Here is a 13,395-nt window from a genome sequence, read left to right as displayed (position 1 = left end):
CAACAGCCTTACCACGGGGCAGGGCGCATGAATGGAGATATGATATGACCACGTCGACCGACTATGCCGCCACGCTGCTGCGCGTTTCCAGCGGTGTTCTTTTCCTGGCCCACGGGCTGCTCAAGGTGAACGTCTTCACCATCGCGGGCACCGTCGGCTATTTCGAAAGCCTCGGCCTGCCGGGCTTTCTGGCCTACCTGACCATTGCCGCCGAACTGGCTGGAGGCCTGGCGCTGATCCTGGGTGTCGCGGTGCGGCTGGTGTCGCTGGCGCTTATCCCCGTCCTGCTGGGCGCGACCTGGGTGCATGTCGGCAACGGCTGGCTATTCTCTGGTGAAGGCGGCGGCTGGGAATTCCCGCTGTTCTGGACCGTCGCACAACTGGCGGTGGCCCTTCTGGGGGCGGGCGCCTTTGCCCTGCGCATTCCGGCGCTGCAACGCTCTCTCGGGCAGTTTGCCTGAAGCGGTTCACTGACTGAAACGCTGGCGTCACATCCAGCACATCGGGTCAAACTCCCCGTATGACGCGCCCGGTCACACGGCCGGGCGCGTCGCCGCAACCAAACGATGAAAGGCCAAGGATATGCCCGCCACGCGCACGCTAGACGACCTGAAAAACAGCTTGTCGCCGTCTGACCGGATGCCGCTGGTCTTTCTCGGTCACGGCAGTCCGATGAACGCCATCGAAGACACGGCCTACAGCCTTGCCTGGAAGGAACTGGGCAAGTCGCTGCCGCGCCCGAAGGCGATCCTCGTCGTCTCGGCCCATTGGATGACCCGGGGCACGACACTGGTCGACGTTTCGGCCATGCCGAAGACGATTCACGATTTCTACGGCTTCCCCGAGGCACTCTATGCCCAGCAGTACCCGGCACCGGGGGACCCCGATCTTGCGCGCGAGGTGGTCAGCCTGCTGGCCAGCCACCACGCCGAGGAAGATGACACCTGGGGGTTGGACCACGGCGCCTGGACCGTGCTGAAGTTCCTCTATCCCGGCGCGGATGTGCCGGTCTTCCAGGTCTCCATCGACATGAGCCGAGGTCTCGACCACCAGCTGGAGATCGGGAAGACTCTTTCGGCGCTGCGCGACCGGGGTGTGCTGATCCTGGGCTCCGGCAACGTGGTTCATAATCTGCGCGCCATCGAATGGGGCAAGAACGCCGCCCCGCATGACTTCGCGCTGGAGTTCGACCAACTCTTTGCCGACAAGCTGACGGAACGGGACTTCACCGCGCTGGCTGACCGTGCGGGACTGGGGACCCTGTTAAAGATGGCCCACCCCTCGGTCGATCACTACCTGCCCGCGCTGACCGTCGCCGGCGCTTCGGATGCGCGCGACGAGCTGACTTTCATGACGGATGCCATCGACCTCGCCTCGGTCTCGATGCGGTCATTCGTGTTCCACGCAGGATAGGGGCCGGTGCGCAGTGGTGGCAAATGGGCCTCGGACTGGCAGCCGTGCCAGCGCTGCGCGGCGGTCCATCTAATTCCGCGACAAGACCAAGCCACACTTGTCGCTCGGCAACCAGACACCGCAGCAAGCGCGCAGAAGGCCTGAGCAAATCGAGGGCTTCGCGCCCGGCGCGCTTGCGATAGAGGGAGACCCCGAATACCCAAATCCAACCTGCGGACTATCGTTGTGAATGAGCGGACAGCAGGGGGCAGGATCACCGCGACGCAGAGAGCCACTGTTGCGGTGACGGACGACCGTCTGGCTGCAACCTCGACCGGGATAAGGCAAGATGGTCTGCCGTTATGGCAGAACTCAGACGACTTCGGGCGCGGGCAGCGCGATGTCGGCCAGGGTCGACCGGTTCAAGGTCTCGACAAAGGACATTTCGGCCACGCGAAGCCGCGCTTTCAGGCGGCAGCTGCCGTCAATCGTGCAATCACCGCCGCCGGATTGGAAGCAGTCGACCAGAGCCTGCCCCTGTTCGAGCATCAGCACCACGTCGCCGAGGCGGATCTCTGCCGGAGAGCGCGCCAGCGTCGCCCCACCACCGCCACCCCGGCGGGTCTGCACCAGACCTCCCTTGCCGAGGGTTTGCATGATCTTGGTCAGATGGTTTCGCGATAGCTGGAATTCCTGCGCCAGATCCGCCGTGGAAAAGGCGCGGTCCGGGGCGCTTGCCATCCGCATCAGCATTCGCAAACCGTAGTCGGTAAAGGACGTAAGCCGCATCGGCCCTCCGCATGAATTGGTATTTACAGGGTCTATTAGCGGGCGTAGCCATAAAACGGAACAGCCCAGGCGCGGCACGGCTGCAAATTCCGGGCATGTCCGGGTTAAAGCAGTGCGGAGGACACCCATGACAAGCGATTTTGAAGCCTCACGGCGTCCCGGCGGGGGCTCGTCGTCCCCATGCATGGCGGATGAGGTCGATCCGCAGTATTTTGACCCAATGGCCGTGGACCCCGAACAGGCGCGAGACGTTGCCCGTTGGAGGCAGTCAGAGCGCAAGGCCCTTCGCGATGCCCGCAAGACCCTGACATCCCACCAGCGGCAGACCGTGGCGACCGCCTTGATGGCCGCCCTCGGGAACGTCCTTGACCGACGAGCCTTCGAAGGCTCTGTCCGAACCGTCGCCTTCTACTGGCCGATCAAGGATGAGCCGGATTTGCGGCCCCTGATGTCAGACCTCATCGCGGACGGGACAAGGGTTGCGCTGCCCGTGGTCGAGACAAGGGCTGCGCCGCTTGTCTTTCGGGTGTGGACACCGGAAACGCGCATGGAGCGCGGGCACTGGAACATCCCTGTTCCGCCGGAGGACGCGCCCGCCGTTCATCCGGACATCGTGCTTGCGCCTTTGGTGGGCTGGGACGGCGAAGGCTTTCGTCTTGGGTATGGTGGCGGCTATTTTGACCGGACTTTGGCGGATCTGTCGCCGCGCCCGTTCAGCATCGGCATCGGCCTTGCTTCGGCGCGGCTCTCGACGATATTCCCGCAGCCGCATGACATTCCGATGGACGTGATCCTGACCGAACAGGGCGCCGTTTTCGAGGCGAAACGATAGGTCCGAGAGCAGCCTTGGTGAACGGCGCTGGGACAGGCGTGACGTCAATGGGGCAGGCTAGGCTTTAGGTCTCACCTCAGTGTCGGCACCTCGGGCGCGCGCGCATCCTGAACAGCGATGTTCAGCGAACGGGCGATACGCTCGGCGCGTTCGATGACGTGATCGGCGCCCGCGGGATCGCAGACGTCATGTGCTGTCTGGCGGAACAGTTCCAGCCATCTTTCGAAATGCGCCCACTGGATCGGCAGCCCTTCATGCTGTGGCACCGGGGCGCCGTGGTAGCGTCCGGTCATCAGCGCAACAGACGACCAGAATGCCGTCATTCGTTCCAGATGCGGCGCCCAGTCCACGATGCGTTTCGCAAAGATCGGCCCAAGGATCGGGTCCTCTTGAACCTTGCCGTAGAAGCAGTGGACGAGGTTGCGAATAACGGTCTCGTCCAGTCCGGTTCTGGCTTGGATCTCGGCCGTCAGTTCGGGCCTGCGGGAGGGGATGGGCGGCGCGATTTTTTGTGCCTCGGTCATCATGGCCTCTCTCTCCTTGGCATTGCAGCCAAGGGGTAGATGCCTTAATTGGTATTGTAAATGCCAATTAATATGTCGGCGACCGGCTGTGCACGCTCCGGTGAAACGCCGCAGCAAAAGAGGGGAAGACCGTGGGGGATGTATCGATATCCGAAGACGGCATTGTTATTGAGGCCGCCGTCATTGCGCAGGCGTTCCGCATCCCGGCGGAGCGTGTACGCGAGGACATGCGCGCCGGCCGGATCACCAGCCGGTGTGAAACCGGAACAAGGAGCGGATGAAGGGCGCTGGCGGATGACCTTTCTTCGCGATGGCCGGGCCTTCCGGCTTGTCGTCGACAGCGACGGAAACGTCCTGTCCCGCAGTAGCTTTCCGGCGAAATCGCGAGCGGCTGGATGACTTTGACAGGTCTGGCCGGGAAGGGTGCCGGGTGGGCGGCGAAAAACCATCGAAAAGGCTGGTCGTCTTCCGCGCAGCTTTTAACGGGCCTCCTTTCGGGGCGCTGAGGGTTTCATATTTCGCCCAATAAATGTGCGAATCTCTGCCTTGCCGACAGCGCATCAGTTGAAAATCTCGCTAAGAGTGTGCTAACGAATGAGTGTTCTGATCGTGAAAAACCGATCTGTTCGATTGAAGGCGAGGGGAGGATGCATTGTCTCATCGACAGGCCACCGAACCGGACCCGGCACCCCAAGGGGCGGGTCGGCGCAGAGAGTTGGCGCACTTTCTGATCCTGGCGTTCGGCGTCTGGCCCGTGGTGGCCATTGGGGTCGTCGGCGGCTATGGCTTTCTGATCTGGATGTATCAGCTGATCGCTGGCCCGCCCGGGCCGCCGGGACATTAAGCCCGTGTCGGCGCGTGACCGGATATCCCGTCGCGATCTGTTGAAGGGCACCCCCTCCGCGGCGCCGTTTCGCGCCCGCCCGCCGGGGGTGTCGCGGCACACCTTGGCGGCCTGCACAGGCTGCGGGATCTGTGTCGAGGCTTGCCCCGAGACGGTCCTGCTGGTGGCACCGGATGGCGTCGCGCTGGATCCGGACGCCGGTGAATGCAATTTCTGCGGAAAATGCGCCGAGGTTTGCCCCGAAGAGGTGTTCACCCCGCCGTTCCGCATGGCGCATGTGATGGAGATCACCGGGGACTGTTTTGTTCACGCGGGCATCACCTGCATGACCTGCCGGGATGTGTGCCCGGAAGAGGCGATCTCGATGCAGCCCAGGATCGGCGCGCCCTTTTTGCCGATACTCGATGCGGCAGCCTGCACCGGCTGCGCGGCCTGTTCATCAGCCTGTCCCGCCAAGGCAATCCGCGCCATTGAGAAGGAGACCCGGAATGACTGACGCGCGTTGGCACATGTCCTCGGCCGTGGTGAATGTCGCCCCGGGCGACTGCGACGCGGTGCGATCCCGGGTCGAGGCCCTGAGCGGGGTCGAGGTGCATGGCGGCGACGCCACGCGCCTGATCATCACGATCGAGGGAACCAGCACTGGCCAACTCGGCGACCGCCTGACCGAGATCAACCTGATGCCCGGCGTTCTGGTGGCCAACATGGTCTTTGAGCACGCCGAAGACCCCGACGAGACGCCCAAAGAGAGGAAGGAGCCCCCATGCCACTCGACGTGACCCGACGCGAGCTTCTGAAAGCACAGGCTGCCGCACTGGCCGCCACTGCCGCCGGCATTCCGCAGGACGCCCTGGCGCAGCCGGTGCCCGGCGGGGTCGATGCGCTGAAGATCAAGTGGTCCAAGGCGCCCTGCCGGTTCTGCGGCACCGGTTGCGGCGTCATGGTCGGTGTCAAGGAAGGCAAGGTCGTGGCCACGCATGGCGACATGCAGCACGAGGTCAACCGGGGCCTGAACTGCGTGAAGGGCTATTTCCTGTCCAAGATCATGTATGGCGAGGACCGCCTGACCACGCCGTTGATGCGCAAGTCGAATGGCGCGTTCGACAAGAACGGCGAATTCGAGCCGGTCAGCTGGGACGAGGCCTTTGACGTCATGGCCGCGCGGGTCAAGCAGGTGCTGGCCGAGAAAGGGCCGGAAAGCATCGGCATGTTCGGCTCGGGCCAGTGGACGGTGCTGGAAGGCTACGCCGCGACCAAGCTGATGCGGGCGGGCTTTCGGTCGAACAACCTGGACCCCAACGCGCGGCACTGCATGGCCTCGGCCGCCGCGGCCTTCATGCGCAGTTTCGGCATCGACGAGCCGATGGGCTGTTACGACGACTTCGAACACGCCGACGCCTTCGTGCTGTGGGGGTCGAACATGGCCGAGATGCACCCGATCCTCTGGACCCGGCTGGCGGACCGCCGTTTGGGGACGCCGGGGGTGAAATGCGCGGTGCTGTCGACCTTCACGCATCGCTCGATGGACCTTGCCGATATCCCGATGGTATTCAAGCCGGGCACCGACCTGGCGATCCTGAACTATATCGCCAACCATATCATCCAGACGGGCCGGGTGAACGAGGACTTCGTCAGCAAACACACCACCTTCAAGACAGGCGCGACCGACATCGGTTATGGCCTGCGCCCCGAGCACGATCTGGAGATGGCGGCAAGCGGCGCGGGCAATCCCGGCCTGATGGAGGACAGCACCTTCGAGGCGTTCAAGGAGCATGTCTCGACCTACACCCTGGAGTACGTCAGCGAGTTGTCGGGGGTCGAGCCCGGGTTCCTCGAGGAATTGGCCGAGCTTTACGCCGATCCGGACACCAAGGTGATGTCGCTCTGGACCATGGGCTTTAACCAGCACGTCCGGGGCGTCTGGGCAAACCAGATGGTCTATAACATTCACCTGTTGACCGGGAAGATCTCCGAGCCGGGCAATTCGCCTTTCTCGTTGACCGGCCAGCCCTCGGCGTGCGGCACCGCGCGCGAGGTCGGCACCTTTGCCCATCGTCTGCCCGCCGACATGGTGGTGACGAACCCCGAGCATGTGAAACATGCCGAGGAGATCTGGAAACTGCCGCATGGGCTGCTGAACACCAAGCCGGGGTTTCACGCGGTGCTTCAGGACAGGATGCTGAAGGATGGCGTGCTCAATTTCTACTGGGTGCAGGTGAACAACAACCTGCAGGCCGCGCCGAATTCGAAGAACGAAACCTACCAGGGCTACCGCAACCCGGACAACATGATCGTCGTGTCCGACGCCTATCCCACGGTCACGGCGATGGCCGCCGACATCATCCTGCCTGCGGCGATGTGGGTGGAAAAGGAGGGTGTCTACGGCAATGCCGAACGCCGCACCCATGCCTGGCACCAACTGGTCGACGCACCGGGCGAGTCGCGCTCGGACCTGTGGCAGCTGGCGGAATTCTCGAAACGCTTCACCACCGACGAAGTCTGGCCGGCCGAGATCCTCGACGCCCATCCCGAGTACAAGGGCAAGACGCTGTTCGACGTCTGCTATGCCAACGGGCAGGTCGACGCCTATCCGCTGGAAGAGCTGCGCGAGGATTACGAGAACCACGAGGCCCGCGACTTCGGGTTCTACATCCAGAAGGGGCTGTTCGAGGAATACGCCAGCTTTGGGCGTGGTCACGGTCACGACCTTGCCCCTTATGACACCTACCAAAGCGACGAGGTGCGCGGGCTGCGCTGGCCCGTGGTCGACGGTGAAGAAACCAAATGGCGGTTTCGCGAAGGCCACGATCCTTACGTGACGCCCGGTGCGGGGGTGGAATTCTACGGCAAGCCCGACGGACGCGCGGTGATCCTGGCGGTGCCCTACGAGCCGCCCGCCGAAAGCCCCGATGACGCGTTCGACATGTGGCTGGTGACCGGTCGGGTGCTGGAACATTGGCATTCCGGATCCATGACCATGCGGGTGCCGGAACTCTACAAGGCCTTCCCGGGGGCAAAGGTCTTCATGAACGCGATTGACGCGCGCAATAGGGGCCTCAATCAGGGCATGGAGGTGCGCGTTGTGTCGCGCCGGGGCGAGATCCGCAGCCGGGTCGAGACGCGCGGGCGCAACCGGATGCCGCCCGGGGTCATCTTTGTCCCGTGGTTCGATGCCAGCCAGCTCATCAATACGGTGACGCTGGACGCGACCGACCCGATCTCGAAGCAGACCGACTTCAAGAAATGCGCGGTGCGCGTGGAGGCAGTGTGATGGGACAGCTTCGATTTGCCGCCGTTTTCGCCACCTGCCTGGCTGCAACCTTCGCCATTGCCCAAGGCGTCCCCGAACTGTCCGGACCCTCGCCCGATCCGATGAAGCCGGTGCCTGCCGAGCCGCTTGAACGCTACGTCACCGATGACGTGCGCCAGATGCGCGCCTACCCGGAACAGCCGCCGATCATCCCGCATTCGATCGAGGGCTATCAGCTTTCGGTCAACGCCAACCGCTGCATGACCTGCCACAAGCGCGAGCATGTCCAGGGCTCGGGCGCGCCGATGATCTCGATCACCCATTACATGACCCGCGAGGGGCAAATGCTGGCCGACGTGTCGCCCCGGCGCTATTTCTGCACCCAGTGCCATGTGCCGCAGGCCGATACCGCCCCGCTTGTCAGGAACACCTTCACCGACATGGCCGATATGGGTGCGACCGGTCCGGAGAGCGAGTGACATGCGCTGGCTACTGACACCTTTCCGCTGGTTCTGGAACGCGCTGTGGACACCGGCGGCGACGCTTGGCCTGGGCTTTCTGACCCTTGGCGGGTTCATCGGCGGCGTGGTCTTCTGGGGCGGGTTCAACACGGCGCTGGAGTACACAAACACCGAGGATTTTTGCGTCTCGTGCCACGAGATGCGCGACAACGTCTATGAAGAGCTGTCGCACACGGTTCATTTTTCGAATCGGTCCGGGGTGCGGGCAGGTTGCCCGGACTGCCATGTTCCGCATGAATGGACCGACAAGATCGCGCGCAAGATGCAAGCCTCCAAGGAGGTCTGGGGCAAGGTCTTTGGCACCATCAACACGCGGGAGAAATTCCTGGAACACAGGCTGGTCATGGCCAAACGCGAATGGTCACGGCTGAAGGCAAACGACAGCCTGGAATGCCGCAATTGCCATTCGGAGGTGGCGATGGACCTCAGCCGGCAGTCCCCGCGCGCCGCCGATATCCATACCCAGTACCTGCTGTCCGGTGAACGAACCTGCATCGACTGCCATAAGGGCATCGCCCACCAATTGCCGGACATGACAGGCATCGAGCCGGGCTGGACGGTGCCGGAAGGTCTGCGTGGAGAGGAGCTGCCCGGGCCTGCCGACGCCGAGGAGATCCAGAGCTTTCTGTTGCAGCAATGATCGCGCTCGAGATCCAACAGATGTTTGTCGGATCGCAAGGACGCCCGCCGCGCGATCCGGCAAGCGGGTGGTCGTTCCCCGAGCGGGACGAAAAGTCTTCCTCTGCCCGGCCCCTGCGCCGGATACCATAAGGACCCCCACCATGCTGAACAATATCGGTCTGCCCGGACTCGCACTCATCCTTGTCGTTGTTCTCGTCCTCTTCGGACGGGGCAGGATTGCGTCGATCATGGGAGAGCTCGGACAAGGTCTGACCGCCTATCGTCGCGGTCTGAAAGACGGACAGGAGGCCGACGACACGAATACCGTCTGATCTGCCACAGACGGCAGAACGTTTGAATGCGACGGGGTCCTTCGGGACCCCGTTTTCGTTCCGGGACCACGCGGTTCTTCCAAGAAGGTTGTGCAATCGCAAACTCGGCCGGGCCGTCCAACGCTACTCCTCCTCCGAACGATGACATTCGGACCTGAGGGGCAGACGGAACGATGCGAACGACGATGACCCGGATTGCACTTGTGCTGGTCTTTCTTCTGGGGCTGACCCTGCAGGGGGCGGCCGAGCCGCTGCTCGGCAAATTCCTCAACGACTTCGAGGCGTCCGAGGTGGTGCCCGGCGCCACCGCGCTCGGGCCGCTGCGCGAAGACGGTCTGGCGCCCGCGCTGCGTGACGGCGAGACGATCGGCTGGGTCTTCCTGACGTCTGACTTCGTTCCCACCACGGGCTACTCGGGCAAGCCGATCCATGTCGTCGCGGGCATCTCGCCCGACGCCGTCCTGACGGGGGCAAAACTGCTCAAGCACTCCGAGCCGATCGTGCTGGTCGGGATCCCCGAAGAGAAGATTCGCGCCGTGATCCGCCACTATTCCGGGTTCGACCTGCATGCTGTTTCCGGGCCGCGCGACGGCGGCGACCTTGAGATCGTCTCGGGCGCGACGGTGACGATCATGGTGATCGACGATTCCATCCTGCGGGCCGGGGTCAAGGCCGCGCGCGCTTTGGGGCTCGACGGGTTCGCCGCCCCGAAAGCCTCCGGTCCGACCCGGGAGATCGACCGCGAGGCCGGAGAGATCGCCGATTGGCCCACCCTTGCCGGAAACGGTGCGCTGCGCCGCCTGACAGTGGATGTTGCCACGATCAATGCGGATTTCGCAGCACTTGGCGATCCCCGCACCGAAAAGAACGCTGAACCGGCACCCGATACCGATGCGCATGTGGATGTCTGGACAGCGCTGGTCAGCCAGCCGGCCATCGGGCGGTCGCTGCTGGGCGATGCCGCCTGGGAAAACCTGTCGAAACGGCTGAACCCCGGTGACGAGGCGATCGCCGTCTTCGGCGCGGGGCGGTGGTCCTTCAAGGGATCGGGCTATGTGCGCGGCGGGATCTTCGACCGGTTCCAGCTGATCCAGGGCGAGATGTCGGTCCGCTTTCATGACCGCAACCACAGCCGCATCGTGCGCGCGGCGGCCGAGGGCGCGCCGGATCTGCCCGAGATGGACCTTTTCATCATTCCCGCCGATGCCGGTTTCGACCCGGCCGCGCAATTCCGACTGCAATTCCTGGTCAGCCGGGCCGTGGGGCCGATCGACAAGGTCTTTCTGACCTACGATCTGGGCTACGAATTGCCGGACGCCTATACGCGCACGGTGGCCGCGGCTCCGGTCCAGGCGCAGCCCGAAGCGACGGACGGCGACGCGCGCGACGCCCTGTGGAAACGAATCTGGCAGACCAAGCGCACGCAAGTGGTGGTTCTTTGCACTGCACTGGTGCTGTTGTCCGGCATCTTCTTCTTCCAGGGGTTTGCCACGAAAAACGCGCGCACCTTCGCCATGCTGCGCAATGCCTATCTGGTCTTCACGCTGGTCTTTGTCGGCTGGATCGCGAACGCGCAGCTCTCTGTGGTCAACATCCTTGCCGTGGTGAACGCGCTGTTCAGCAACTTTTCCTGGGACACCTTCCTGATGGACCCGCTGATCTTCATCCTGTGGTTCTCGGTGGCGGTTGCGTTGCTGTTCTGGGCACGCGGGGCCTATTGCGGCTGGCTCTGCCCCTTTGGCGCGTTGCAGGAATTGTCCAACAAGCTTGCCCGGCGTCTGGGCGTGCCGCAGGTGACGCTGCCCTGGGGCCTGCATGAACGGCTCTGGGCGGTGAAATACATCATCTTCCTGGGTCTCTTCGGCCTGTCGCTCTATTCGCTGGAGCTGGCGGAACGGTTTGCCGAGGTCGAACCCTTCAAGACCGCGATCATCCTGAAATTCGCGCGCCCGTTGCCCTATGTGCTGATCGCCATCGCCTTCCTGCTGCCGGGCCTGTTCATCGAGCGGTTCTATTGCCGCTACGTCTGCCCGCTGGGCGGTGGGCTGGCGATCCCCGCGCGCCTTCACATGTTTCGCTGGCTGAAACGCTACAAGGAGTGCGGCAACCCCTGTCAGCTTTGCGCCACGGACTGCCCGGTCAAGGCGATCCACCCGACCGGCGAGATCAATCCGAACGAGTGCATCTCCTGCCTGAACTGCCAGGTGCTCTACCAGGATCACGACCGCTGCCCGGTTGTCATCAAATTCGACAAGCGGCGCGCAAAGGACGTCGCGTCGGCGGCGGCGCTCGATGCGCACCGACCGGCCGATGAGGCCGAACGCCCGAACCTGGGCCATCCCAACCAACTTTCCAGAACCAGATGAAGGAGGAAAGACAATGACCGAAGAAACCAAGGGAGTCTCCCGCAGGGGCTTGTTCAAGAGCACGGCAGGCGTTGCCGCGCTGGCAACCGTCGCCGGGTCAAGCGGCCTTGGCCTGCTGGCCTCGGCGCGCAAGGCGCATGCGGCAGGCACGGCACCGGAAATCGCGCCGGGCCAACTCGACAGCTATTACGGCTTCTGGTCCTCGGGCCAATCGGGCGAGGTACGCATCATGGGCGTGCCCTCGATGCGCGAATTGGTGCGGATCCCGGTGTTCAACCGCTGCTCGGCCACCGGCTGGGGGTCGACCAACGAAAGCCTGAAGATCCTGACCGAGGGCCTGCTGCCCGAAACGAAGGAGTTCCTGGCGAAGCGCGGCCGTGTCACCTATGACAACGGCGACCTGCACCACCCGCACATGTCCTTCACCGAGGGCACCTATGACGGGCGCTACATCTTCGTCAACGACAAGGCGAACACCCGGGTCGCGCGGATTCGCTGCGACATCATGAAGACCGACAAGATCATCGAGATCCCGAACACCTCGGACATCCACGGTCTTCGGCCGCAGAAATACCCGCGCACCGGCTATGTCTTCGCCAATGGCGAGCACCGGATTCCGCTGCCCAACGATGGGTCCATCCTCGACGATCCGACGCAGTATCACTCGATCTTCTCGGCCGTCGACGGTGACAGCATGGAGGTCGCATGGCAGGTCATCGTCGACGGCAACCTCGACAATTGCGATGCCGATTACGAGGGCAAATGGGCTTTCTCGACCTCTTACAACTCCGAAGAGGGCGTGACCCTGGCCGAGATGACCGAAAACGAACAGGACTGGGTGGTCGTGTTCAACATCGCGGCGATCGAGGCGGGCATCAAGGCCGGGGACTTCAAGGAATACAAGGGCGTCAAGGTTCTCGACGGGCGGCACGGGTCGAAATACACCGCCTATATCCCGGTTTCCAACAGCCCGCACGGCTGCAATATGGCGCCCGACAAGGTGCACCTGTGCATCAACGGCAAGCTGTCGCCCACCGTCACCGTGATCGACGTGACCAAGCTGCAGGCGGTTTTCGACGGGGCCGAGCCGCGCTCTGCCGTTACGGCCGAGCCGCAATTGGGCCTTGGTCCGCTCCACACCGCGTTCGACGGCAAGGGCAATGCCTACACGACGCTGTTCCTCGACAGCCAGGTCGCCATGTGGAACATCGAAGATGCGGTACGTGCCTTCAATGGCGAGGACGTGGACCCGATCCTGAAAAAGATCGACGTGCATTACCAGCCCGGTCACAACCACACCACGATGGGCGAGACACTGGAGGCGGACGGGCAATACCTGATCTCGCTCAACAAGTTCTCGAAAGACCGGTTCCTGAACGTCGGGCCGCTGAAGCCCGAGAACGACCAGCTGATCGACATCTCGGGCGGCGGGATGGAGCTTGTCCACGATGGCCCGACCTTCGCCGAGCCGCATGACTGCATCATGGTGCGCGCCGACAAGGTGAACCCGGCGTCGATCTACGACCGCAACGACCCGTTGTGGGAAGAGGCCCGCATCCAGGCCGAAAAGGACGGTGTGGACCTCGACTGGGGGGCCGACGTGATCCGCGATGGCAACAAGGTGCGCGTCTACATGCACTCGGTCGCGCCGGTGTTCAGCCTCGACAGTTTCGAGGTCAACCAGGGCGACGAGGTGACGATCTACGTCACCAACATGGACGACGTGGACGACCTGACCCACGGCTTTACCCTGGGCAATCACGGGGTGGCGATGGAGGTCGGGCCGCAGGCCACCGCCTCTGTCACCTTTACCGCCGATCGACCGGGCGTGCACTGGTACTACTGCCAGTGGTTCTGCCACGCGCTCCACATGGAGATGCGCGGCCGGATGCTCGTGAAACCCGTCGCGTAAGAGGAGGGTCCG

At 63.4% G+C, this 13,395-nt stretch carries 16 protein-coding genes and 1 pseudogene; 15 read left to right on the top strand and 2 right to left on the bottom strand.

Going from position 1 to position 13,395, the window contains the following annotated elements:
* Positions 1-44: 44 nt before the first annotated feature.
* The 3 genes and pseudogenes from KZZ07_RS07090 to KZZ07_RS07080 form a co-directional block, all read left to right on the top strand.
* Positions 45-461, top strand: a complete 417-nt coding sequence (locus KZZ07_RS07090) for a DoxX family protein (protein WP_219513146.1) — start codon at positions 45-47, stop codon at positions 459-461.
* A 121-nt stretch (positions 462-582) separates the two neighbouring features.
* Positions 583-1,413 carry a 4,5-DOPA-extradiol-dioxygenase gene (ygiD, locus tag KZZ07_RS07085; RefSeq protein ID WP_219513145.1) on the top strand — a complete coding sequence of 277 codons (831 nt, stop codon included), beginning with the start codon at positions 583-585 and terminating at the stop codon, positions 1,411-1,413.
* Positions 1,414-1,501: 88 nt separating this feature from the next.
* Positions 1,502-1,642 (top strand): annotated as a pseudogene (locus tag KZZ07_RS07080) (IS3 family transposase); the annotation flags it as partial.
* Positions 1,643-1,764: 122 nt separating this feature from the next.
* Here KZZ07_RS07080 and KZZ07_RS07075 read toward each other — a convergent pair.
* Positions 1,765-2,181: an RrF2 family transcriptional regulator gene (locus KZZ07_RS07075; protein WP_219513144.1), complete on the bottom strand. Its 417-nt coding sequence runs from the start codon at positions 2,179-2,181 to the stop codon at positions 1,765-1,767.
* Positions 2,182-2,308: 127 nt separating this feature from the next.
* Here KZZ07_RS07075 and KZZ07_RS07070 point away from each other — a divergent pair, with 127 nt between their 5' ends.
* The gene (locus tag KZZ07_RS07070; protein ID WP_219513143.1) at positions 2,309-3,013 is read left to right on the top strand and encodes a 5-formyltetrahydrofolate cyclo-ligase; all 705 of its coding nucleotides are present in this window, start codon (positions 2,309-2,311) and stop codon (positions 3,011-3,013) included.
* A 71-nt stretch (positions 3,014-3,084) separates the two neighbouring features.
* On the opposite strand, the gene KZZ07_RS07065 is transcribed toward KZZ07_RS07070, so the two are convergent.
* Complete coding sequence (locus tag KZZ07_RS07065) at positions 3,085-3,540, bottom strand: group III truncated hemoglobin (RefSeq protein WP_255564215.1); 456 nt, start codon at positions 3,538-3,540, stop codon at positions 3,085-3,087.
* A 128-nt stretch (positions 3,541-3,668) separates the two neighbouring features.
* Here KZZ07_RS07065 and KZZ07_RS28055 point away from each other — a divergent pair, with 128 nt between their 5' ends.
* The 11 genes from KZZ07_RS28055 to nosZ all read left to right on the top strand — a co-directional run bounded on the left by KZZ07_RS28055 (position 3,669) and on the right by nosZ (position 13,383).
* The gene (locus tag KZZ07_RS28055) at positions 3,669-3,818 is read left to right on the top strand and encodes a DUF6522 family protein (protein WP_370631080.1); all 150 of its coding nucleotides are present in this window, start codon (positions 3,669-3,671) and stop codon (positions 3,816-3,818) included.
* A 13-nt stretch (positions 3,819-3,831) separates the two neighbouring features.
* Positions 3,832-3,936 carry a DUF6522 family protein gene (locus tag KZZ07_RS27635; protein WP_255564214.1) on the top strand — a complete coding sequence of 35 codons (105 nt, stop codon included), beginning with the start codon at positions 3,832-3,834 and terminating at the stop codon, positions 3,934-3,936.
* A gap of 253 nt (positions 3,937-4,189) precedes the next feature.
* A complete protein-coding gene (napE, locus tag KZZ07_RS07055; protein ID WP_219513142.1) occupies positions 4,190-4,381 on the top strand; it encodes a periplasmic nitrate reductase, NapE protein in 192 nt (63 codons plus the stop codon).
* A gap of 4 nt (positions 4,382-4,385) precedes the next feature.
* Positions 4,386-4,877: a 4Fe-4S binding protein gene (locus KZZ07_RS07050; protein WP_219513141.1), complete on the top strand. Its 492-nt coding sequence runs from the start codon at positions 4,386-4,388 to the stop codon at positions 4,875-4,877.
* The gene (locus KZZ07_RS07045; protein WP_219513139.1) at positions 4,870-5,160 is read left to right on the top strand and encodes a chaperone NapD; all 291 of its coding nucleotides are present in this window, start codon (positions 4,870-4,872) and stop codon (positions 5,158-5,160) included. The genes KZZ07_RS07050 and KZZ07_RS07045 overlap by 8 nt, the downstream gene beginning before the upstream one ends.
* On the top strand, positions 5,145-7,652 hold the full coding sequence (gene napA, locus KZZ07_RS07040) for a periplasmic nitrate reductase subunit alpha (RefSeq protein ID WP_219513137.1): 2,508 nt from the start codon (positions 5,145-5,147) through the stop codon (positions 7,650-7,652). Before KZZ07_RS07045 ends, napA begins: the two co-directional genes overlap by 16 nt.
* Entirely contained in the window at positions 7,652-8,110 is a 459-nt protein-coding gene (locus tag KZZ07_RS07035) for a nitrate reductase cytochrome c-type subunit (protein WP_255564213.1), read from the top strand. Before napA ends, KZZ07_RS07035 begins: the two co-directional genes overlap by 1 nt.
* A 1-nt stretch (position 8,111) precedes the next feature.
* The gene (locus KZZ07_RS07030; RefSeq protein WP_219513135.1) at positions 8,112-8,792 is read left to right on the top strand and encodes a NapC/NirT family cytochrome c; all 681 of its coding nucleotides are present in this window, start codon (positions 8,112-8,114) and stop codon (positions 8,790-8,792) included.
* Between the two features lie 142 nt (positions 8,793-8,934).
* The gene (locus tag KZZ07_RS07025; protein ID WP_219513133.1) at positions 8,935-9,105 is read left to right on the top strand and encodes a twin-arginine translocase TatA/TatE family subunit; all 171 of its coding nucleotides are present in this window, start codon (positions 8,935-8,937) and stop codon (positions 9,103-9,105) included.
* Positions 9,106-9,290: 185 nt separating this feature from the next.
* Positions 9,291-11,471, top strand: a complete 2,181-nt coding sequence (locus tag KZZ07_RS07020) for a NosR/NirI family protein (RefSeq protein WP_219513132.1) — start codon at positions 9,291-9,293, stop codon at positions 11,469-11,471.
* A 13-nt stretch (positions 11,472-11,484) separates the two neighbouring features.
* Complete coding sequence (nosZ, locus tag KZZ07_RS07015) at positions 11,485-13,383, top strand: TAT-dependent nitrous-oxide reductase (RefSeq protein WP_219513131.1); 1,899 nt, start codon at positions 11,485-11,487, stop codon at positions 13,381-13,383.
* The last annotated feature ends 12 nt before the right edge of the window (positions 13,384-13,395 follow it).

The sequence above is a fragment of the Mameliella sp. CS4 genome, from assembly GCF_019392335.1.
Classification (GTDB): Bacteria; Pseudomonadota; Alphaproteobacteria; order Rhodobacterales; family Rhodobacteraceae; genus Antarctobacter.
Note: the sequence above shows the minus strand (reverse complement) of the source record. Positions and strands in the feature narration are given on the sequence as shown.

Excerpts from the sequence above, each read along its gene's own strand:
- KZZ07_RS07020 (WP_219513132.1), top strand. The coding sequence starts at position 9,291 with ATGACCCGGATTGCACTTGTGCTGGTCTTTCTTCTGGGGCTGACCCTG.
- KZZ07_RS07025 (WP_219513133.1), top strand. The coding sequence starts at position 8,935 with ATGCTGAACAATATCGGTCTGCCCGGACTCGCACTCATCCTTGTCGTT.
- KZZ07_RS07090 (WP_219513146.1), top strand. The coding sequence starts at position 45 with ATGACCACGTCGACCGACTATGCCGCCACGCTGCTGCGCGTTTCCAGC.
- nosZ (WP_219513131.1), top strand. The coding sequence starts at position 11,485 with ATGACCGAAGAAACCAAGGGAGTCTCCCGCAGGGGCTTGTTCAAGAGC.
- KZZ07_RS07075 (WP_219513144.1), bottom strand. The coding sequence starts at position 2,181 with ATGCGGCTTACGTCCTTTACCGACTACGGTTTGCGAATGCTGATGCGG.
- KZZ07_RS07070 (WP_219513143.1), top strand. The coding sequence starts at position 2,309 with ATGACAAGCGATTTTGAAGCCTCACGGCGTCCCGGCGGGGGCTCGTCG.
- KZZ07_RS07045 (WP_219513139.1), top strand. The coding sequence starts at position 4,870 with ATGACTGACGCGCGTTGGCACATGTCCTCGGCCGTGGTGAATGTCGCC.
- KZZ07_RS07035 (WP_255564213.1), top strand. The coding sequence starts at position 7,652 with ATGGGACAGCTTCGATTTGCCGCCGTTTTCGCCACCTGCCTGGCTGCA.
- KZZ07_RS27635 (WP_255564214.1), top strand. The coding sequence starts at position 3,832 with ATGACCTTTCTTCGCGATGGCCGGGCCTTCCGGCTTGTCGTCGACAGC.
- napA (WP_219513137.1), top strand. The coding sequence starts at position 5,145 with ATGCCACTCGACGTGACCCGACGCGAGCTTCTGAAAGCACAGGCTGCC.
- KZZ07_RS07030 (WP_219513135.1), top strand. The coding sequence starts at position 8,112 with ATGCGCTGGCTACTGACACCTTTCCGCTGGTTCTGGAACGCGCTGTGG.
- ygiD (WP_219513145.1), top strand. The coding sequence starts at position 583 with ATGCCCGCCACGCGCACGCTAGACGACCTGAAAAACAGCTTGTCGCCG.
- KZZ07_RS07065 (WP_255564215.1), bottom strand. The coding sequence starts at position 3,540 with ATGATGACCGAGGCACAAAAAATCGCGCCGCCCATCCCCTCCCGCAGG.